This window comes from Listeria goaensis (genome assembly GCF_900186125.1).
Lineage (GTDB): Bacteria > Bacillota > Bacilli > Lactobacillales > Listeriaceae > Listeria > Listeria goaensis.
In genome coordinates this window covers 431,343-452,609 of sequence record NZ_FYBQ01000001.1, presented here as the reverse complement: position 1 = coordinate 452,609, position 21,267 = coordinate 431,343, and the positions used below count along the sequence as shown (strand labels likewise).

The window sequence follows — 21,267 nt, the reverse complement described above, 5'->3', positions numbered from 1 at the left end:
TCCGCTATACTAGGAAAGTGCTTGAAAAGCTCAAAAAGGAGTTTTGAAAATGAAAGAAATCTTGGAAATAGCAGGGCTATCCTTTCATTATGATCATGAGGAAGTTCTTGAAAACATACATTTTTCTGTTAAAAAAGGAAGTTTTACAGGTATCATTGGGCCGAATGGCTCTGGCAAGTCAACGCTTTTAAAATTAATTTTAGGGCTTTTAAAAAATCAAAAGGGAAGTATTTCTTTGTTTGGCGAGAAACAGCAAAATTTTCGCCATTTCGAAAAAATCGGTTTTGTTTCCCAAAAATCAAACGCGTTCAATTCAGCGTTCCCGGCTACCGTGAAGGAAGTTGTGGCGAGTGGTTTAACCAAGAAAAAAGGGCTGTTTAAAATGTTAGGTAAAGCGGACAACGAAGCCATTTTCGAGGCGCTTAAAACCGTTTCAATGACGGACTTTTTAAACCGCAACATTGGCGAACTATCAGGTGGACAGCAGCAGCGCGTCTTTATCGCGAGGTCACTTGTCAGCAAGCCTGAAATGCTCATTCTGGACGAGCCAACTGTCGGCGTCGATGTAGAAAATGTTAAAGCGTTTTATGAGTTGTTAGGGAAACTCAATCAGACAAAAGAAATGACGCTAATACTTGTAACGCACGACATGCTTGCGATTAACAACTATGTCGACCATGTCATCAGCATCAACAAGCGAATTTTGTTCGATGGGAGTACGCGCGATTATCATCTTTATTTAGAAGAACGTGAAATCGAAGCGGCCACAGAAGGGCTAGAAAGAGAGGGAACGCATTGTGATTGCCACACTGTTTCAATATGATTTTATTCGCAATACCTTTATTGTCGGCCTTGTCATCGGCATTGTGGCACCGCTTCTAGGTAGTTTTATTGTCGTCCGCAAGCTGTCTCTTATGGCAGATGCGCTTAGTCACGTAACATTAGCCGGCATCGCCGTAAGTTTGTTTTTAAGTAAAACGTATGTACCGCTCGTCAGCTTAAATCCACTTTATTTAGGATTTGGCTTTGCGACAGTTGGTTCGCTCTTGATGGAAAAACTGCGCTCCGTCTATAAACACTTTGAAGAGCTCGCCATTCCAATTATAATGTCCGCCGGCATGGGATTTTCCGTCATTTTCATTTCGCTCGCAAACGGTTTTAACACAGATTTGTTTAGCTATTTATTTGGGAGCGTCAGCGCAGTAAGTAGAAGCGATATGTACACCATTGTCGGCATCGCTGCATTTGTTTTTATCGTGATTTTGCTTTTGTACAAGGAATTATTTTTACTTTCGTTTGACGAAGAATATGCACGCGTTTCAGGAATTCGTGCTAAAGCCTTCGATATTATCTTTATGGTACTTGTTGCACTCGTCATCGCGAGCTCCATGCGCATCGTTGGCATCTTGCTCGTATCGTCACTGATGACCTTGCCTGTTGCAGCGGCAATCCGTATCGCCAAAGGCTTTAAGCAGACGATTATTTTCGCGATTATTTTTGGGGAAATTTCCGTTATTGTTGGTCTTGTTAGCGCCTATTACTTAGACTTAGCGCCAGGTGGAGCCATCGTTTTATTATCTGTCATCATTTTAATTTTAACAATGGTTTATCAAAAAATCCGCATGCGCTTTATTCTTGCGAAAAGAGGTGAAAAAAATGGCATTATCAGCGAGTGAAGCACTCCTAAAAATGAAAGATTCCGGGTATAAACATACCGATAAACGCCAATTTCTAATTGAATTATTTGCACGTAAAAATTGCTATTTAACCGCAAAAGACGTTCTTGAAAACATGAAAGACGATTTTCCCGGCATTAGTTTTGACACCATTTACAGGAATTTATCGCTGTTTGTTGACCTCGGAATTTTTGAAGAAACAGAACTTTCGGGTGAAAAAAACTTCCGCCTAGCATGCTCACACGAACATCACCATCATCATTTCATCTGTCTAGGTTGCGGAAAAACAAAAGAAATTATGATGTGCCCGATGGATTTCCTAACCGAAGCACTTCCCGGATACGAAATTGAAGGCCATAAATTCGAAGTTTATGGAAAATGCCCTGATTGCTTAAAAAAAGCAGCCAGTTAACTAGAAAACAGAAATGAGACCCTCATTTCTGTTTTTTTTGTTCATATTTCATTCATAATTATGACGCAAACCTTTCAAAACTATCGTTTATACTAATTGAAGATAGTGAAAGAAAGGAAGTCGTACATGAAACTCAAACAAACTTTAATTGTACTAGCCGCAACAACAACACTCATTTTAGGAGGGTGTTCAAGCAGTGCCGTTGTTAAAACGGACGCAGGAAATGTTACAGAAAGCGAATTATATGAGGCGCTTAAAACGAGTTACGGAAGTGATGCCGTTCAGCAGCTCACTTTTGAAAAAATCCTCGAAAAGAAATATTCTGTATCCGACAAGGAAGTGAGTGCAGAATATAAAAAATATGCGGAGCAATATGGGGATAGTTTTGAATCAACACTTGCATCCAATAATTTAACGGAGGAAAGTTTTAAAGATAATATAAAATATAACTTACTCGTTCAAAAAGCAACGGAAGCAAACATAAAGGTGACGGATAAAAAGTTGAAGGAATATTATAAGACTTGGGAACCCGATATTACGGTTAGCCATATCCTTGTTGATGATGAGGCCACTGCGAAAGAAGTGAAGGAAAAACTTGATAATGGTGAAAAATTTGCAGATTTAGCCAAAGAATATTCAACAGACACATCCACTGCTGAAAATGGTGGTTTGCTTGATCCGTTTGGTCCAGGCGAAATGGATGAAGCCTTCGAAAAAGCGGCGTATGCGCTTGAAAATAAAGGCGATGTTAGCGAACCAGTAAAATCTTCTTACGGCTACCATATTATCCAGTTGGAAGAGAAAACGGAGAAAAAATCTTTTAAAGAAGACAAAAGTAAGGTGAAGGCTGCTTACATAGAGTCGCAAATGACATCCGAAAACATGACAAAAGCGCTTAAAAAGGAATATAAAGCAGCCAATATTAAAATCAAAGATAGCGATTTGAAAGATGCTTTTTCTGATTACACCGATTCGAGTACGGCTACTGAATAAAAGATAAATCCCGCAAAACTCCATTTTAAAAGATGGTATTTTGCGGGATTTATGCTTATTCGTTTTACTTTATACTTTGGCGAAATTGGCACCGTTAATTTGTCCGAAGCGGTAACCAATTGAGTTGATGAGTGCTGGGACGGTGGAAACTTCTTTGATTTCTGCGAGCTTTAAGACAATTTCTGCGGCGGCTTTTGAATCGTCAAGTGCGTTGTGGTGGTTAAAGTAAATGCCGAAGTAGTCCGCGACCTGGTTTAAACGGTGGCTTTTTAACGGCAAGATTTGCTGTGACAAAATGCAGGAGCAGAAATAGTCATTTTCAGGTAAAATCAATTGGTATTTCTCTGCTGATTTGCGGAAGACGCTAATATCAAAACTCGCGAAATGCGCAGTGACCGGTGTTGTGCCGATAAATTCGCTAATGAAAGGATAGATTTCTTGAAAGGTTGGAGCGCCCAGCACATCGTCAGGGTAGATGCCGTGGATTTCAATATTCCGCTTGTAAAATGGTTCTTCGGGATTGATTAGGGAATAAAATGTATCGCGAATTTGGCCATTTTCGACTTTTACAATGCCAATCGAGCAAGGACTTGTTCGGCTTCCATTCGCGGTTTCAAAATCAAGCATACAGTAATTAAGTTGGTTCATCAAATACCTCCTAGAAGAAAAATCGAAGTGCGGCCATTGAAATGATGCCAATCACAACGACCCAAAGTAAGTTTTTAGTTAAAATAGCAGTCAGAATAGTTGGTAGAGCAGCCAAAAATGGTAAAAGATCGATAGACGGAAAGTTACCATCATGTTCCGTGAGCAAGCTTTGTATAAATAAGGCTGTCAAAATGCATAACGGGACATAGGAGAGGTAACTCATAAGCAAATCTGGTAGTTTCATTTTTCTAACAAAAAGAAAAGGCAATACGCGCGGGATAAACGTGACGATGGCGCAACCGATTATCGCGAGGAAGGTGTATGTGCTGATGGCCATTTGTCTAAAATCACTCCAATCAAACAGCCTAATAGTGTCGCGCTAAGAACGGCGAGCTCAGGTGTCATAAAGCGCATGAACAAGAAAACAAGTAGCATAACCGTTGCCATGACAAGTAGCGACGTTTTGATTTTCTTACTTTTATCACTGATAAGCTGTAAATATAGTAGGCCAATAAACATGGCGGTTAAAGCAAAATCAAGACCAAACATTTCAGGATTAGGTAACCAACTCCCAATAATAGCGCCGAATAAACAAGCTAAAATCCAAGTGGCGTAAGCTGTTACGTTTAATCCGTGCATCCACATGACGTTGATGTTTTTTTTATTCCCAATTTGGTTCATAGCGACGGCAAAGGATTCATCTGTTAGAAGAGCACCAATCCCGATATTATGTAAAATCGAGGCTTTTTTAAAACTTGGGGCTGTTGCCATGCTCATCAGGAAATGCCGCGAATTAATAAGAAAAGTGGTTGTGACAATGGCTGAAATAGGACTTTGAAGTAATAATAACCCGCAAATGATAAACTGAGCTGCTCCCGCATAAACAAGTGCAGAAAGAAGTGTAATCTCAAGGAAGCTTAAGTGGGAGGCTTTTCCAACAACGCCTGCAGCAATCCCGATACCAACATATCCTAAAACAGTTGGTAAGCAAGCTTTTACGCCATCTAGAAAAGTTAATTCTTTGTTCATTTAAATCTCCTTTTTTATAACTCATCATAGCATAATTTAAGATGTTTAGGAATAAAATAAATGCAGGTGCAATTTTTAATCGCACCTGCATTTATGAGTGTTACTTTGCCGCAGCTTCTTCAGCTGCCTTTTTAGCGAAATATTCTTCAGCCAAAATGTCAATTTCTTTTTTAAGTTCATCGACCATGATATCCTCAGGCACTTTGCGCACAATTTTACCGTGGCGGAAGAGGAGGCCTTCACCTTTAGCTCCCGCGATACCAATGTCCGCTTCACGCGCTTCGCCAGGCCCATTTACGGCACAGCCAAGCACAGCCACTTTAATGGGCGCTTTAATTGTAGAAATATATTCTTCAACTTCATTCGCGATGCTGATTAAATCGATTTCAATTCGGCCGCAAGTTGGGCAAGAGATTAACGTTGCAGCATTGGAAGAAAGGCCGAATGATTTTAATAATTCACGCGCGACTTTCACTTCTTCAACTGGATCGGCACTAAGCGAAACGCGGAGAGTATTACCAATTCCGCGGCTCAAAATGGCGCCAAGACCAGCAGCACTTTTAATGCCTCCAGCAAATTGTGTCCCAGATTCAGTGATTCCAAGGTGGAGTGGATAATTAAATGCGCGACTCGCCTTATCATAGGCCTCAATGGCTAAGTTTACATCGGAGGCTTTTAAAGAAACGATAATGTCGTGAAAATCTAAATCTTCAAGTATTTTTATGTGGTGCAAGGCACTTTCAACCATACCGTCAGCAGTTGGATAGCCATATTTTTGAATAATTTTCTTTTCAAGGCTACCAGCATTGACACCAATACGAATTGGAATGCCTTTCGCTTTCGCCGCATTCACGACTTTTTCAACGCGTTCACGGCGACCAATGTTACCAGGATTAATGCGGATTTTATCCACACCCGCTTCAATCGCTTTAAGCGCCAAACGGTAATCAAAATGAATGTCAGCAACAAGAGGAATATGGATGCGTTTCTTTATCTCGCTAAGCGCATCAGCAGCTCGCTCATCAGGACAAGCAACTCGAACAATTTGGCAGCCCGCCTCTTCCAATCTTAAAATTTCAGCAACCGTTGCCTCAACATCATGTGTTTTTGTCGTCGCCATACTTTGGATAAATAATTCATTACTACCGCCAATGGTCAGATTTCCAACTTTTACAGGGCGTGTTTCCGTACGTAATATTCTCTCGTTCAAGGACAATTCGCTCCTTTATAGTGTTTTTCACCTAGTATCATACCATTTTTTTAGGGTTAAAGCACGATTTCTAGTATGAGAATTTGATAAGAAAAATGCGACTTGCTGCGTTTTATTCCTGCTCTTTCGTTTTTTGGGGCAGCGATCTAATCGCGAGAAAGAGAACAATTAACGTAACAACCAAATTGATTTCCATACCATAAGGAACCGCTATTTGAAGCCATTCCATAATCATCGTAAACGTTGCAGAAAGCGTAATTGCATAAGTCGCCATCATCCAGTTTTCCTTGTAAGAAATGCCGTTTCGGCCAAAGCCAGTTAAAATGTATCCAAACAATCCGTAAAGACCAACTCGGAAAAATGTTGATCCAAGTGCAAATAAAAAGATAATCAATAAAATAATCGGGATGAAAACTTTGGACATATCAGTGATTGACGCATACAGACTTAAAACATCATCTTTATCTTTAATCCCAAGTGTGTCATAGCTGACAGATTGTGAAGTGCCAGCAGCCGTCACATAAATTTCTTTAGACAAGAAAGCAAATGCTCCGTCATAAGAGCCGATTTTATTATCGACAGCATCTTCATCTAGTGTTCCACTCGCATCAAAATAAACATGCAAGTTCCCTTCATCAATTGAAATCGGCAGGTCGTCTTTGGAAGGATCTTTCGTAACAAGTTTACCACCTTCAATTGTAAAATCAGGAATTTCATTTTTTAACGTGCTTTCGCCAACTTTGAGCCCATTGTTTATAGTCGTTGTTGTGAAATAGGCGAGCGGGAGAAACATGACGAAAGTTAAAACGATGATGTAGAAAATACTTGAACCTACTTTATCTTTTCGGAAGGAAGCAATATCTGCAGGAGAAAAAAGGCTTTTCCAAAAACGTTTAAAAATATTCATTTTTTTCGTAAGCACCTCACAGCTTGTTTTAAATTTTTCGAAAAGGGAAGAGAGAACTGTGTGTACATATTCTCAACTTCTTTCGCTATTTCATCATAGCTTTATTTGAACTGAAAATCAATTCAAGCAGAAAAATTGCATGTGATTTCGGAAAGTGCTAGTCTAAAAGATGTAAGCGAGAGGATAAAATGGTACGGGTGAAGCTGTTTTTTGGAAGAAAGCTAAGTCTATTGGCATAGTCTGATTTGTTTACGCACAATCAAAATTATTTTCAAGGAGGAATTTTAAATGACTTATGAATTACCAAAACTACCATATACTTACGATGCGTTAGAACCTAACTTTGACAAGGAAACAATGGAAATCCATTACTCAAAGCATCATAATACGTATGTTACAAAATTAAACGACGCTTTAAAAGGTCACGACGATTTAGCGAGCCTTCCTGTAGAAGAATTAGTTGCTAAATTAGATACTGTACCTGAAAATATCCGCACGGCTGTCCGTAATAATGGCGGCGGTCATGCAAACCATACATTATTCTGGTCCATTTTAAGCCCAAGTGGCGGCGGCGAACCTGCTGGCGAATTAAAAGCAGCTATCGATGCTAAATTTGGAAACTTTGCTGATTTCAAAGCAAAATTTGCTGATGCCGCAACTACTCGCTTTGGCTCTGGCTGGGCTTGGCTCGTTGTTAAAAATGGTGAGCTTGAAATTATCAGCCTACCAAACCAAGATTCCCCATTAAGCGATGGCTACACACCAGTTCTTGGCTTAGATGTTTGGGAACACGCTTACTACCTTAAATTCCAAAATCGCCGCCCAGAATACATCGATACTTTCTGGAACGTAGTAAATTGGGATGAAGTTGCAAAACGCTTTGCAGCTGCTAAATAAGTTTAATATCTAAACTTTTAAACCGTGATTGGTTAGTGACCAATCACGGTTCTTTATTTTTTCTTATACTATTTTTAATTAAATTCTAACTTGCAGAAGGTGGAAAGTTTGTTAGTTTTCGGCTACAATGTAAAGAGGCATTATCTTTTAAGAGAGGGTTTGTGATAGGTGAAACTGAATTTTAGAAAAAAGAAAGATAAATCAAAGAAAAAAAAGCGTGCCGTCATACCACTCCGACTCAATATTCTTTTCTTCGTCATCTTTATTTTGTTTTCTGTACTCATTCTACGCCTTGGCATTGTCCAAATTGTTCAAGGGGATACGTATAAAAGACAACTAGAAGAAACTGAAAATGTTACAGTCTCAAAAAATGTACCACGTGGTGTTATTTATGACCGCAATTATAATCTTTTAGTTGGAAATACAGCAGTAAAATCGATTACGTATACAAGAAGTCAACAAACAAAACCATCTGAAACTTTGCAAGTTGCGCAAAAGCTCGATAAGATGATTAAAGTTGAACCTGAAAAATTAACAGAACGCGATTTGCAAGATTATTGGATTTTAACAAATGAACAAGAATCGCTTAGCCGATTAACAGCCAAAGAACAAGCACTTGATGCTTCTAAATCTTATAAAATCCAAGTTGAAAAAGTAACAGATAAAGATTTAGCGAGCTTAACAGCGGATGATAAACGTATCGCTACGATTTATAAAAAAATGACAAGCGGTTATGCAATGACCGAAGCGGTTGTGAAAAGCAAAGATGTCACAGATCAAGAAATCGCTAGAGTTAGTGAAAATTTAGAAAGCTTGCCAGGCGTTGATACAACCACAGACTGGAATCGCTTTTATACGTATGATGAAACACTCCGCTCAATTTTAGGATCGGTTTCATCAGCAAAAGAAGGGCTTCCAAAAGAAAAAGCAGAATATTACTTATCGCAAGGCTATAGCCGAAATGATCGTGTCGGAAAAAGCTATCTAGAAGCAGAATACCAAAACGTTCTCGCTGGACAAAAATCGCAATCAGAAAGCGTACTTGACAGTCAAGGAAATATTATCGAAACGGTACAAAAAAATGAGGGCTCAAAAGGAAAAGACCTCGTTTTATCCGTAGACGTTGAATTCCAAAATGCTGTAGAAGAAATTTTGCGAAATAATATTAAAAAAGGTAAGTCTTCTGGTGGATCTGATTTGCTTGATCGCGCATTTGTCGTCGCGATGGATCCATACAGTGGTGAAGTTTTAAGTTTAGCTGGACAAAAAATAAACGACAAAGGCGAATTTGAAGATTATTCCCTTGGAACGTTTACAACCGCCTATAATATGGGGTCAGCTGTAAAAGGTGCCACGGTTTTAAGTGGGATTATGAGCGACGCCATCACAAAAGATACAGTTTTTGTCGATCAGCCAATTGTTTTCAAAGGTACAAAACCAAAAAGTTCTTGGTTTAATAGAAACGGGGAGCGCTCGCTTGCGCTTAACCCAGTTGGCGCACTTGAAATTTCGTCAAACTCCTACATGTATCAAGTTTCCATGAAAATGGGGGGCGCGAAATACGTGCCAAACGGTCCGCTTCGTGCGCCGCTTTCAACTTTCGATGAAATGCGTTATTATTACAATCAATTTGGCTTAGGCGTCCGAACAGGTATTGATTTGCCGGGCGAACAAGTTGGGTATAAAGGTCAAGATGATACAATCGGTAAAATTCTTGACTTTGCAATTGGACAGTATGATTCTTATACGCCGCTTCAACTTGCGCAATATGCGTCAACGATTGCAAACGGCGGTTCACGTATTCAGCCATCTATGGTGAAGGAAATCCGCAATCCAAGTACTTCAGGCGACACCGTTGGAACGGTTGCATCTAGCAACGAACCAAAAGTGTTAAACCGTTTAGGTGTTACGGAGGCGGATATTAAAACAGTACAAAATGGTTTTTACCAAGTAACACACGGACCAAATGGTACAGCGCGTACTGTTTTCGGTTCTGCGGACTATGATGTAGCAGGAAAAACTGGTACGGCCCAAGGTTTCTATGATGGACCTAAAACAGCTTCAAAAATGGCCGAAGTTTGGAATACGACTTTTGTTGGCTATGCACCTGCCAAAAAACCAGAAATTGCTATTGCCGTTGTTGTCCCGTGGGAATATCGCGATGGATATAGTGACAGCAAAATCAATATGAGTATTTCAAAGGAAGTCTTAGATAAATATTTCGAACTGAAGAAGAAACGTTCGGAACAGAAAAAAGAAACTTCAAATGTTGACCAACCTATTAATAATCTGCAAGCAGCACGAGCGGCACAATCGAAACAAACGGAAAAATAATAGGTAAGGCCTTGTCTGAAAATCAGGCGAGGTCTTTTTTTCAAAAAAAGTGGAAAAGAACTGCGAAATAGTGCGTTTTATGATATGATAAATAGAGTTTAAAGTGAACGATCACTTTGATGAAAGCAAAAATGAAGGAGGAATAATGAATGACAAAAAGCTATCATGTTGCCGTTGTCGGTGCGACTGGCGCAGTAGGAACACAAATGATTCAGTTATTAGAAGAGGCGGCGACGTTTAAGATTAAGCAAATTTCTTTCTTATCTTCCGCACGTTCTGCAGGACAAAAACTTACTTTTAAAGGAAAAGAAGTTATCGTGCAAGAAGCTACACCTGAGTCTTTTAATGGTGTTGATATAGCTTTATTTAGCGCAGGTGGCTCGGTTTCGAAAAAGTTTGCCGAGGAAGCCGTGAAGCGTGGCGCTATTGTGATTGACAATACAAGTGCATATCGCATGGATGAAAATGTTCCACTCGTTGTCCCAGAAGTGAACGAAAGAGCGCTAAAAAAACATCAAGGTATTATTGCCAACCCAAATTGTTCGACCATTCAAATGGTGGCGGCACTTGAACCTATTCGCAAAGAATGGGGCTTAAATCGGATTATTGTATCCACATATCAAGCGGTTTCTGGTTCTGGCGTTTCTGCCATTCAAGAACTGAACGAACAATCACGCGCGGTGTTAGATGACAAACCTTTTACGCCTGAAATTATGCCCGTCAAAGGTGACAAAAAGCATTATCAAATCGCGTTTAACGCGCTACCGCAAATTGATGTTTTCACCGAAAATGACTATACATACGAAGAGATGAAAATGATCAATGAAACGAAGAAAATCATGGAAGATGCTTCTATCAAAGTAGCCGCAACGTGTGTGCGAATTCCCGTTGTTTCTGGACATTCTGAATCCGTTTATATTGAAGTTGAAAAAGAAACAGACGTGGCGAAAATTAAAGCTTGTTTGAAAGAGGCTCCAGGCGTTGTTTTAGAAGATGATCCAGAAACGCAACTTTATCCGCAAGCGGCAAATGCGGCTGGGAAAAAGGAAGTTTTTGTTGGACGAATTCGTCGCGATTTAGATAATCCGCTAGGTTTCCACTTATGGATTGTATCGGATAATTTACTCAAAGGAGCGGCTTGGAACTCCATTCAAATTGCAGAGAGCCTAGTTAAATTAGAAATTATTTAGAGGTGCAAGGAATGAAAATGATAGTTCAGAAATTTGGCGGGACGTCGGTGCAAAGTCCGGAAACACGCGAAATGGCATTTAAGCACATTAAACGTGCCGTTTCTGACGGCTACAAGGTCGTTGTGGTTGTGTCAGCAATTGGGCGTTACGGCGATCCTTATGCGACTGATACGCTACTTGAATTGATTGGCGCTAAAAAGACGAAGCTTTCAAAACGTGAACAAGATATGCTGCTTTCTGTTGGGGAAACAATTTCCTGTGCAGTTTTTACGAACATGTTGAAGGAATCTGGCGTGTTGGCAGAAGGGTTTTCAGGTGGGCAGGCTGGTATTCGCACGACGCCTAATCATTTGAATGCGAAAATCTTGGAAGTGGACACCGAACGAATTACAGCTGCTTTAGAAAAAAATGATGTTGTCGTAGTTGCAGGTTTTCAAGGCGTTGATGAGCATCATGATGTGACGACGCTTGGTCGCGGCGGTAGTGATACGTCTGCTGCGGCTCTTGGTGTTGCGCTTCATGCGGAATATGTCGATATCTTTACGGACGTCGATGGCATGATGACAGCAGACCCGCGCATTGTCGAACACGCGAAAAGCTTACGGCAGGTGAGCTACAATGAAGTGTCCAACATGGCATATCAAGGGGCGAAGGTGATTCACCCGAGAGCTGTTGAGATTGCGATGACAGCAAAAATTCCGATGCGCATTCGCTCCACTTATTTGGACGGAGAAGGCACGCTGGTCGCTAGCGGAGAAGCAGGGCACTTTGATGTGAAGGAGCGCCTCGTAACAGGCATTGCTCACGTAACGGATTTAGTACAAGTTTCCGTGCAAACAGATGCCAAAAGAACGCAGGAATCAGCTTTTGCACTTTTAGCAGACGGCGGAATTAGCCTTGATTTTATCAATATTTCGGCCACGAATATCGTGTTTACCGTTCCAGAAGAAAAAAAAGAAACCGTTGAAAAACTTTTAAAAGCAAAAGATTTTTCGGTTATGTCTAAAACGGAGTGCGCGAAAGTTTCAATTGTTGGCGCGGGCATCACAGGAGTACCAGGTGTCACAGCGAAAATTGTACGCGCACTTGCCCAAAAAGGCATTCAAATTTTACAATCCGCAGATAGCCATACGACCATCTGGGTTTTAGTCAGCGAAGACGATTTAATTCCAGCAGTTAATGCTTTACATGATGAATTTTGTCTTGATTTTGAGTAATTCCCTACTATTTAGGAGGAATAAAAATGAACTTTGGGAAAGTGATTACGGCGATGGTAACGCCGATTCATCCAGAAAAAAATGTAGTCTGCCGCAAACGAATTCATGCTTTAGTGAATTACTTGATTGAAAATGGAACGGACGCGCTTGTTGTTTCAGGAACAACGGGCGAGTCACCAACTTTAAGCCACGATGAAAAAATCAAATTGTTTACAGAAGTGGCGAAAGCAAATGATGGCCGCGCGAAACTAATTGCAGGTACAGGATCAAATAATACCGACGAAACAATTCGGTTCACAAAAGAAGTGGCCGACCTTGGCGGCTATGACGCCGCACTAATTGTGGCGCCGTACTACAATAAGCCAAATCAAGATGGGCTTTATGCGCATTTTAAAGCAGTTGCTGAAAATTCGCCGTTGCCGGTGATGATTTATAATATTCCGGGTCGTTCTGTCGTTAATATCGAGCCAGAAACCATCATTGAACTCGCGAAATTAGACAATATCGTTTCTGTTAAGGAATCCAGCGGGAACTTAGATAATATTTCCAAAATTATTGAAGAAACAGCAGCTGATTTCTCCGTTTATAGCGGAGATGATAGCTTGACGTTGCCTATTTTAGCTGTTGGCGGGCACGGCGTGGTATCTGTTCTTAGCCATGTAGCGGGTCCTGAAATGCAAGAAATGATTCATTCGTTTGAAAATGGGGAAGTGAGAAAGGCGGCCGCGATTCATCGGAAGTTGCTTCCGCTCATGACTGGTATTTTTGCCGTTCCAAACCCAGCTCCAACGAAGTTTTTACTACGAAAATTAGGGGTTGATGTTGGCCCTGTTAGACTTCCTCTTGTCGATTTGAATGCTGTGCAAGCGGAAAAATTGCAATCTATTTATAAACAAGCGAAAAAAAGCTAAAGGAGGTTTCCGCTTTGACAATTAAAAAAGCGAAACAGATAAAAATCATTCCTCTTGGTGGAGTGGCTGAAAGCGGAAAAAACATGTATGTGGTAGAAGTGGACGATGAACTTTTCGTCCTTGATGCGGGGCTGATGTTCCCAGAAGATGAATTGCTCGGCATCGATGTGGTCATTCCCGATTTCCGCTATTTGGAGGAAAATAAGGACCGTGTTAAAGCGATTGTACTATCGCACGGACATGAAGATGCGATTGGCGCCTTACCGTACTTACTTCAAAAAGTAAAAGCGCCAGTTTACGGGACGGAGCTTACGATTGAACTTGCGAAAGCTTCTGTAAAAGAGTATAAAAAAGTGCGCTTTAAAAATTTCCACGTGATTGATGAAGATAGTGTCATTGAATTTAAAAAAGCAAATATTCGTTTCTTCCGGACAACACATACGATTCCTGATTCCGTTGCAATCGTTGTTGATACTAGTGAAGGCGCGATTGTTTACACAGGAGACTTTAAAATTGATCAATCGGCGAAAGATGGCTATGAAACAAGTTTGAGTGCCATTGCTGATATTGGAGAGTCGGGCGTTCTCGCGCTTCTTTCCGACAGTTCTGAAGCGGAACATCCTGGGACAACTTCTAGCGATAGCGACATTGAGGAAGAAGTGCGTCACGCTTTCCGCACAGCAGAAGGACGAATCATTGTGGCATGCGTAGCCTCAAACGTCATTCGCTTGCAGCAAGTTTTAGATGCTTCTGCCGCAACAAAGCGTAAAGTCGTTATTGTTGGAAAGGAATTGGAACGAGTAGTAGAGATAACAAGACGCCTTGATAAACTTATTGTCGAAGATGATTTGATTATTTCTCATAAAGACATGAAGAAATACAAAGATCATGAAATTACGGTGATTGAAACGGGGAATCTAGGCGAGCCCATTCAGTCGCTGCAACAAATGACAAGAGGTAACCATCCGCAGCTTAACATTAAAGCGGGCGATACGGTTTATGTCACTACGACACCAAGTCCTTCGCTTGAAACGATGATGGCGAAAACAATGGATATGCTTTACCGGGCGGGCGCTCGTGTTCTGACAATGAGTCGCAATTTATTCATTTCTGGTCACGGGAGTCAAGATGATTTAAAATTGGTCTTAAACTTGTTGAAACCGACGTATTTTATTCCCGTTCACGGAGAGTATCGGATGCTCATTAGTCATGCTAAATTAGCTTATAGTGTCGGCATTCCGAAAACGAACGTTTTTGTCGCTGGGAAAGGCGATGTGGTAGAATATAAAGCAGGCAAAATGACAATGGGCAATCGTGTTTATGCTGGCAATACGCTCATTGACGGTTTAGGTGTTGGCGATGTTGGTAACATTGTCTTGCGCGACCGCAAATTGCTTTCAGAAGATGGTATTTTCATTGTGGTTGTAACATTAAACCGCAAATCGAAAACAATTGTGTCGGGTCCTGAAATTATTTCGCGTGGCTTCATTTATGTGCGCGAATCGGAACATTTGATTGAGGAATCGGCCAAAGTGGTGAGCAAAATTGTTTTAGACAACTTACAAGAAAATGAATTTGAATGGGCGAAACTAAAACAAGATATTCGTGATAAATTAAATCGTTATTTGTTTGAGCAGACTAAACGTAGACCGATGATTTTACCGATTATTATGGAAGTTTAACAAAACTGCAAAGCCAGCGATGGTTTTGCAGTTTTTTGCCTCCCTGTTCAATAAATGATATGATAAACACAATATTTCATTAAAAAAGGAGACATAATATGGTATTTTGGATTTTTGGTGGAGTCATCTCCTTTATCTTATTCATTATAGGAGTGGTCATCCTCTTTTTCCCGAAAAAAAGAAAAGTGGGTGCCATTATTCTTGGAAGCAGCACAGTTTTGATGATTGCTTCGATAATTGGGATTATTGTGGCGTTTAAGAATTTCCAAGACGTGCAAGATAGCGTGCGTAATTTCTCAATGACCAATGATTCAGGGGAAAGCTCGGCAACGGAATCGAAAACATATCCTGTGAATTTTAAGCAGACGGACAACCAAATTGAAAGCAAGATTACGAGTATCAAAGTGGAGAAAAAAGCGATTTATTCTTCGCTTGAAGACAAAGAATTGCCGGGAAGTGTGACGGTAGCGCTTGAAATCACGAATCATGGGGACAAGAAAGTGACCACATATCCGAATCAAGGGGAATTGAAGACACCGAAAGAAAGTGTGAATGGCGGCGATATGCTCCTTTCAACTTTCGATGATAGTGAAATCGAAAAAGGAAAAACGATTTCTGGTGAGCTAGTTTTCCCGATTAGCAAAATTGATAAAGTCAGTGATATCAAGTGGATTTCTTTATCGTGGCTTTCTTATGTGGGCGATTCGCTTTCGCCTATTACGATAGATACGGGTCAAATTACTTTAAAATAAGAAACGGGGCAGATGATGGATTATATCAATTGGATTCGTTCAAAAGTAGGGCATGAAAAAATTATTTTGACATTCGTTGTAGGCGTTATTGAGAACGGGAAAGGTCAGATTTTAATGCAACGCCGCGGAGATAGCAATCTTTGGGGATTAACGGGTGGGGCAATGGAACTTTCTGAGAAACCTGAAGATACACTTCGACGTGAGATTTTTGAAGAAACAAGTATCGAAAAGTTTTCGGTTAGGGACTTTCAAGGTGTTTATACGACGCTTGAACAGCACTATCCAAATGGTGATGTTGCGCAGTGCATCGATTTAGTCTATCAAGTTGTTGTATCAGAAAACGTTGATTTAAGCTTTAACAATGAAGAAACGTTGGAACTGAAATGGGTGGGGCAAAACGAGATTCCGCCGCTTTTCAATCCAACGCATATGGAAATTATTGAAGATTACTTTAAAAAAGCGTGAATCCAACCGGATTCACGCTTTTTTATCAGTCATTCACTTGCATGACTTCTGCTAAATAGCCGTCATAACTAATTTCTTTATTGTAGAAATTATCTTTAGAAAGGTTCACAATTCGCGTTGCTATACTTTCAAGTAGTTGATGGTCATGTGAAGCTAAAATCATCGCGCCTTTAAAGCCAAGTAGGCCGTTATTTAGAGCGGTAATCGACTCCAAGTCCAAGTGGTTAGTAGGCTCATCAAGCAGTAGTACGTTGGAACCTGAAAGCATCATTTTCGACAACATACAGCGTACCTTTTCGCCCCCAGAAAGTACTTTCACTTTTTTTAGCACTTCGTCACCGCTAAAGAGCATGCGTCCAAGGAAGCCGCGCAGGAACGCTTCGGAATCGTCTTGCGGAGAATATTGGCGCAGCCATTCCACGAGATTTAGATTGTTTTCTGTGAAAAACTCAGAGTTATCTTTCGGGAAGTAGCTTTGGCTTGTTGTCACGCCCCAGCGGAAAGTCCCGGAATCCGGCTCCATTTCACCAGCTAAAATCTGGAATAGCGTCGTTTTCGCAACTTCATCGTCACCAACGAGCGCCACTTTGTCATCGCGATTAATCGTGAAGGAAACATTATCTAAAACCTTAACCCCGTCAATCTCTTTGGTTAAATTTTCTACGGTTAGGAGGTCATTGCCGACATCCCGGTCAGGCTTAAATTGAATGAATGGATAGCGCCGACTTGATGGCTGAATATCTTCTAGCGTAATCTTTTCAAGCATTTTCTTACGGCTAGTCGCCTGTTTTGATTTGGAGGCATTCGCACTGAAACGCGCAATGAAGTCCTGAAGTTCTTTCATTTTCTCTTCTTTTTTCTTGTTGCGGTCGCTCATCATTGTTTGCGCCAGTTGGCTCGACTCATACCAGAAATCGTAGTTTCCGACATAGAGTTTAATTTTGCTGAAATCAAGATCGGCAATATGCGTACATACTTTGTTTAAAAAGTGACGGTCATGTGATACGACAATAACCGTGTTCTCAAAGTTGATTAGAAACTCCTCTAACCAATGAATCGCCCGAATGTCCAAGTGGTTTGTTGGCTCATCGAGTAGCAAAATGTCAGGTTTACCAAATAAGGCTTGTGCAAGTAACACTTTCACTTTTTCAGAACCTGTTAAGTCTTTCATCATTTTACCGTGAAGTTCAGATGGAATGCCAAGACCGTTTAAAAGGACAGCTGCATCTGGCTCAGCTTCCCAACCGCCAAGCTCACCAAATTCGCCTTCGAGTTCAGCCGCACGGATACCATCTGCATCGCTGAAATCCGGTTTCATATAAATTGCGTTCTTCTCTTCCATGATGTCATAAAGCGTTTTATGCCCCATAATGACGGTGTTTAAAACGAGTTCATTATCATATTGGAAATGGTCTTGTTGAAGCACAGCCAGGCGCTCGCCAGGCGTGATATGCACATTTCCTGATTGCGAATCCACTTCACCTGATAGAACTTTCAAAAATGTCGATTTACCGGCCCCGTTTGCGCCAATTAAACCGTAACAATTACCTGGTGTAAATTTAATCGATACATCTTCAAATAGCTTTTTATCGCCATATCGAAGTGCGACGTTATTCACTGTTAACATTATTTTCCTCCTATAAAAAAGCACATTATCCCTATTTTACCATGCTACCGCTCGTAAATAAAGCTTTTCACGTGTTATACTAAAAAAAGAGGTGGGGCAAATGGAATTTGAATTAGAACGAATAAAATGGGTTGCCTTTTGCGAGTCCTTACAAGGAGCAAAACTGACTTTCCCGTTTGGAAAAGAAGCAAGCGTAATGAAAGTTGGCGATAAGATGTTTGCGCTTATTCATCGTCACCAAGATATTCTGTTCATTAGCGCAAAATGTGAGCCTGAACGGGCGGAACGTCTAAAGGAAGAGTATCAGGCGATTGTGCCGGGCTATCATTTGAATAAGACGCACTGGATTTCGGTGATGATTTCGAGCGATTGCGATGTGCCAGATGAACTGCTTTCTGCCATCTTGGAAAATAGCTATAAGCTGGTTTTTGCGAAGCTTAGTAAGCGAAAACAAAACGCGGTGCTTTTTTCAGGAGAAGAATAGGGTTTACTTTTTTTCTTGGCATGGTATAATAGGTTTTGTTAAGAATTTCATATTACGTTACCACAGGGGGGGCTTTAAGCTGAGATTGAGTGTTTCACTCTGACCCTTTGAACCTGTTCGTTAATACGAGCGTAGGGATTGTGGCGATTGCATTTTTCATATTGAAAACTGCTTTCTTCTGCGGTGCGTGTATGTCCAAAAGAAGAAGGGAGTTTATTTTTTATGGCAAACAAACGTTTAATTGTGTTACTGGAATGTGCAATTTTTGCAGCGATTGCGATGATACTAAGTTTTATACCACTTGATATCGGTTCGAGCTTTTCGATTTCGCTCGGCATGATTCCCATGTATGTAGTAGCAATTCGAAGGGGCTTTTTAGCTGCTGGATTTGCTGGACTTCTATGGGGGTTGCTTCATTTTTTAACAGGAAAAGCTTATATTTTAATGTGGAATCAGGCGCTCATTGAGTATGTGCTTGCTTTCGCTTTCATTGCTTTTTCTGGAATTTATTCTAAAAAAATCAGAGCCTTTTTAACTGAGAAAAACTTTAAAAAAGCCATCACTTTTGCGTGGGTGGCGATGTTTGCGGGAGGTATTGCTAGGTATTTCTGGCATTACCTTGCTGGTGTTCTATTTTGGGGAGCGTATGCATTCGCTGGTTGGAGTGCCCAACTTTTCTCCATTGTAATGAACGGACTAAGCTGCCTTGCGACAATAGTTGTTTGTGGCTTGGTGATTACCGTGATGATGAAAATGAAACCGCAGTTGTTTCTGCCGAAATAAATTAGGAAACTCTTTGTAGCGCCATCTACAAGGAGTTTTATAGTGCTTAGAAGTTAGATATGTTGCGTTTTGCTAGGCACAAGTATATACTTTTTATATAGTCTCCTTATAGATAGTTCTATAAGGATTTTTTGTTTAGACGCCTAGAAAATAGGGAACTTGACTAAAGATTGGTTAAAATAGAAATACATATGGAGGTGTTCTTCGTGTTAAAGTTTGAACACGTTACGAAGACGTATAAAGGTGGGAAAAAGGCGGTTAGTGACTTAAACCTGAATATTGAAAAGGGTGAATTTATTTGTTTTATCGGACCAAGTGGTTGTGGGAAAACGACTACGATGAAAATGATAAATCGTTTGATTGAACCTTCTGAAGGTAAAATTTTCATTAACGATAAGGATATTTTACAAGAAGATCCAGTAAAACTTCGCCGTTCAATTGGGTATGTGATTCAACAAATTGGTTTAATGCCGCATATGACGATTCGCGATAACATCGTTTTAGTCCCAAAGCTTTTGAAGTGGTCGGATGAAAAGAAACATGAACGCGCTAAGGAATTGATTAAACTGGTCGACTTGCCAGAAGAATATTTAGACAGATATCCATATGAGCTTAGCGGTGGACAGCAACAGCGTATTGGCGTACTTCGTGCCTTAGCAGCTGACCAAACGCTCATTTTAATGGATGAACCGTTTGGGGCACTTGACCCGATTACGCGTGATGCACTTCAAGAGGAATTTAAAAGCTTGCAGCAGGAACTTGGAAAGACAATTATTTTTGTGACGCATGATATGGACGAAGCTATCAAACTAGCGGACCGAATTGTCATTATGCGTGACGGAAAAGTTGTACAATTTGATACACCAGATGAAATTTTGCGTAATCCTGCTGATTCGTTTGTTGAAGATTTCATTGGAAAGGATCGCTTGATTGAGGCACAACCGAATGTAACAATCGTTAGTCAAATTATGAATCCAAAACCAGTTTCCATTACGGCAGATAAATCTTTACAAGCTGCGATTCAACTTATGAAGGAGCGCCGAGTAGATACGCTTCTTGTTGTTGACGAACGCAATATTTTGAAAGGTTTTATCGATGTCGAGCAAATTGATTCTAACCGACGAACAGCAACATCTGTTGTGGATATTTTGGAAAAAAATGTATTTTACGTGAAGGAAGACGCGCTGCTTCGTGACACCGTGCAACGGATTTTAAAACGTGGCTATAAATATGTGCCCGTTGTAGATAACGATAAGAAACTCGTTGGGATTGTAACGCGAGCAAGTCTTGTTGATATGGTTTACGATTCTATCTGGGGCGATGATGATATGGCTTCTACTTCGGAGGAAAAGAAAGGCGAAGAACTTGCGCACAGTAGTCAGGGGGGAGAATAATGGATGCGATTACGCAATTTTTCCAAGAAAATGGGCATAACTTGCTTGTTCAAACTTGGCAGCATCTTTACATATCGCTTGCCGCTGTTATTTTAGGCATCATTGTGGCTGTTCCTGTCGGCATCTTGCTGACGCGTTCACCGAAAGTGGCGGATTTTGTAATCGGCGTTGTGAGTGTCTTGCAGACTGTCCCTTCGCTCGCGATTCTTGCGTTTATTATTCCAATTTTAGGTGTTGGAACATTCCCTGCGATTATCGCACTATTCATTTATGCGCTCTTGCCAATTTTACGGAACACGTTTATTGGCGTGCGTGGTGTGGATAAAAACTTAATTGAATCAGGGCGCGGCATGGGTATGACAAGTTTCCAGCTTATTATAAATGTGGAAATTCCCAATTCGATTTCCGTCATTATGGCGGGCATTCGGCTATCGGCTGTGTATATCATTGCATGGGCAACGCTCGCATCATATATTGGTGCCGGTGGGCTAGGCGACTTTATTTTTAACGGTTTAAATTTGTATCGCCCAGATTTAATTTTAGGCGGTGCAATTCCAGTTACGATTTTGGCGCTGCTCGTTGAATATTTCCTCGGTAAGCTCGAAAATGTGTTAACACCAAAACCACTTCGCGATGCGAGAAACAACGGTTAGGAG

At 40.7% G+C, this 21,267-nt stretch carries 22 protein-coding genes and 1 riboswitch; of the genes, 16 read left to right on the top strand and 6 right to left on the bottom strand.

Annotated elements, in window-relative coordinates; genetic code table 11:
* The first annotated feature begins 49 nt into the window (after positions 1-49).
* The 4 genes from CFT42_RS02175 to CFT42_RS02160 all read left to right on the top strand — a co-directional run bounded on the left by CFT42_RS02175 (position 50) and on the right by CFT42_RS02160 (position 3,081).
* On the top strand, positions 50-823 hold the full coding sequence (locus CFT42_RS02175) for a metal ABC transporter ATP-binding protein (RefSeq protein ID WP_088808983.1): 774 nt from the start codon (positions 50-52) through the stop codon (positions 821-823).
* Positions 798-1,676 carry a metal ABC transporter permease gene (locus CFT42_RS02170; protein WP_088815272.1) on the top strand — a complete coding sequence of 293 codons (879 nt, stop codon included), beginning with the start codon at positions 798-800 and terminating at the stop codon, positions 1,674-1,676. Before CFT42_RS02175 ends, CFT42_RS02170 begins: the two co-directional genes overlap by 26 nt.
* Positions 1,657-2,088, top strand: a complete 432-nt coding sequence (locus CFT42_RS02165; RefSeq protein WP_088808981.1) for a Fur family transcriptional regulator — start codon at positions 1,657-1,659, stop codon at positions 2,086-2,088. The genes CFT42_RS02170 and CFT42_RS02165 overlap by 20 nt, the downstream gene beginning before the upstream one ends.
* Before the next feature lie 126 nt (positions 2,089-2,214).
* On the top strand, positions 2,215-3,081 hold the full coding sequence (locus CFT42_RS02160) for a peptidylprolyl isomerase (RefSeq protein ID WP_088808980.1): 867 nt from the start codon (positions 2,215-2,217) through the stop codon (positions 3,079-3,081).
* A 69-nt stretch (positions 3,082-3,150) separates the two neighbouring features.
* On the opposite strand, the gene CFT42_RS02155 is transcribed toward CFT42_RS02160, so the two are convergent.
* From CFT42_RS02155 to CFT42_RS02135, 5 genes are all read right to left on the bottom strand, one after another.
* Positions 3,151-3,729, bottom strand: a complete 579-nt coding sequence (locus CFT42_RS02155; protein ID WP_088815271.1) for a 3'-5' exonuclease — start codon at positions 3,727-3,729, stop codon at positions 3,151-3,153.
* Positions 3,730-3,739: 10 nt separating this feature from the next.
* Positions 3,740-4,066 carry an AzlD domain-containing protein gene (locus CFT42_RS02150; protein WP_088815270.1) on the bottom strand — a complete coding sequence of 109 codons (327 nt, stop codon included), beginning with the start codon at positions 4,064-4,066 and terminating at the stop codon, positions 3,740-3,742.
* Positions 4,033-4,758: an AzlC family ABC transporter permease gene (locus CFT42_RS02145; RefSeq protein WP_088815269.1), complete on the bottom strand. Its 726-nt coding sequence runs from the start codon at positions 4,756-4,758 to the stop codon at positions 4,033-4,035. Before CFT42_RS02145 ends, CFT42_RS02150 begins: the two co-directional genes overlap by 34 nt.
* Before the next feature lie 100 nt (positions 4,759-4,858).
* Positions 4,859-5,968 carry a flavodoxin-dependent (E)-4-hydroxy-3-methylbut-2-enyl-diphosphate synthase gene (gene ispG / locus CFT42_RS02140; RefSeq protein WP_088808976.1) on the bottom strand — a complete coding sequence of 370 codons (1,110 nt, stop codon included), beginning with the start codon at positions 5,966-5,968 and terminating at the stop codon, positions 4,859-4,861.
* A 112-nt stretch (positions 5,969-6,080) separates the two neighbouring features.
* On the bottom strand, positions 6,081-6,875 hold the full coding sequence (locus CFT42_RS02135; protein ID WP_088808975.1) for a DUF1189 domain-containing protein: 795 nt from the start codon (positions 6,873-6,875) through the stop codon (positions 6,081-6,083).
* A gap of 288 nt (positions 6,876-7,163) precedes the next feature.
* On the opposite strand from CFT42_RS02135, the gene CFT42_RS02130 reads away from it, so the two are divergent.
* The 8 genes from CFT42_RS02130 (at position 7,164) to CFT42_RS02095 (ending at position 16,323) form a co-directional block, all read left to right on the top strand.
* Complete coding sequence (locus CFT42_RS02130; RefSeq protein WP_088808974.1) at positions 7,164-7,772, top strand: superoxide dismutase; 609 nt, start codon at positions 7,164-7,166, stop codon at positions 7,770-7,772.
* Positions 7,773-7,940: 168 nt separating this feature from the next.
* Positions 7,941-10,106 (top strand): peptidoglycan D,D-transpeptidase FtsI family protein, encoded by a 2,166-nt coding sequence (locus tag CFT42_RS02125; protein WP_088808973.1) that lies wholly within the window; start codon positions 7,941-7,943, stop codon positions 10,104-10,106.
* A 149-nt stretch (positions 10,107-10,255) separates the two neighbouring features.
* On the top strand, positions 10,256-11,296 hold the full coding sequence (locus CFT42_RS02120) for an aspartate-semialdehyde dehydrogenase (RefSeq protein WP_088808972.1): 1,041 nt from the start codon (positions 10,256-10,258) through the stop codon (positions 11,294-11,296).
* Between the two features lie 11 nt (positions 11,297-11,307).
* A complete protein-coding gene (dapG, locus tag CFT42_RS02115; RefSeq protein ID WP_088815268.1) occupies positions 11,308-12,513 on the top strand; it encodes an aspartate kinase in 1,206 nt (401 codons plus the stop codon).
* Between the two features lie 26 nt (positions 12,514-12,539).
* The gene (gene dapA / locus CFT42_RS02110; RefSeq protein ID WP_088815267.1) at positions 12,540-13,424 is read left to right on the top strand and encodes a 4-hydroxy-tetrahydrodipicolinate synthase; all 885 of its coding nucleotides are present in this window, start codon (positions 12,540-12,542) and stop codon (positions 13,422-13,424) included.
* 14 nt (positions 13,425-13,438) lie between these two features.
* On the top strand, positions 13,439-15,106 hold the full coding sequence (locus CFT42_RS02105; RefSeq protein ID WP_088808969.1) for a ribonuclease J: 1,668 nt from the start codon (positions 13,439-13,441) through the stop codon (positions 15,104-15,106).
* Positions 15,107-15,204: 98 nt separating this feature from the next.
* On the top strand, positions 15,205-15,858 hold the full coding sequence (locus CFT42_RS02100; RefSeq protein WP_088808968.1) for a DUF4352 domain-containing protein: 654 nt from the start codon (positions 15,205-15,207) through the stop codon (positions 15,856-15,858).
* Between the two features lie 12 nt (positions 15,859-15,870).
* Positions 15,871-16,323 (top strand): NUDIX hydrolase, encoded by a 453-nt coding sequence (locus CFT42_RS02095; RefSeq protein ID WP_244169917.1) that lies wholly within the window; start codon positions 15,871-15,873, stop codon positions 16,321-16,323.
* Positions 16,324-16,348: 25 nt separating this feature from the next.
* On the opposite strand, the gene CFT42_RS02090 is transcribed toward CFT42_RS02095, so the two are convergent.
* Positions 16,349-17,950 carry an ABC-F family ATP-binding cassette domain-containing protein gene (locus tag CFT42_RS02090; protein ID WP_088808966.1) on the bottom strand — a complete coding sequence of 534 codons (1,602 nt, stop codon included), beginning with the start codon at positions 17,948-17,950 and terminating at the stop codon, positions 16,349-16,351.
* Between the two features lie 100 nt (positions 17,951-18,050).
* Between CFT42_RS02090 and CFT42_RS02085 the strand changes: the two genes are divergently transcribed.
* The 4 genes from CFT42_RS02085 to CFT42_RS02070 all read left to right on the top strand — a co-directional run bounded on the left by CFT42_RS02085 (position 18,051) and on the right by CFT42_RS02070 (position 21,264).
* Positions 18,051-18,434, top strand: a complete 384-nt coding sequence (locus CFT42_RS02085; RefSeq protein WP_088808965.1) for an MmcQ/YjbR family DNA-binding protein — start codon at positions 18,051-18,053, stop codon at positions 18,432-18,434.
* A gap of 55 nt (positions 18,435-18,489) precedes the next feature.
* A riboswitch (TPP riboswitch) is annotated at positions 18,490-18,590 on the top strand.
* 66 nt (positions 18,591-18,656) lie between these two features.
* Positions 18,657-19,217, top strand: a complete 561-nt coding sequence (thiT, locus tag CFT42_RS02080; RefSeq protein ID WP_088808964.1) for an energy-coupled thiamine transporter ThiT — start codon at positions 18,657-18,659, stop codon at positions 19,215-19,217.
* 206 nt (positions 19,218-19,423) lie between these two features.
* Entirely contained in the window at positions 19,424-20,611 is a 1,188-nt protein-coding gene (locus CFT42_RS02075) for a betaine/proline/choline family ABC transporter ATP-binding protein (protein WP_088808963.1), read from the top strand.
* Positions 20,611-21,264, top strand: coding sequence for an ABC transporter permease (locus CFT42_RS02070; protein WP_088808962.1), 654 nt, complete (start codon positions 20,611-20,613; stop codon positions 21,262-21,264). The genes CFT42_RS02075 and CFT42_RS02070 overlap by 1 nt, the downstream gene beginning before the upstream one ends.
* Positions 21,265-21,267 lie beyond the last annotated feature (3 nt).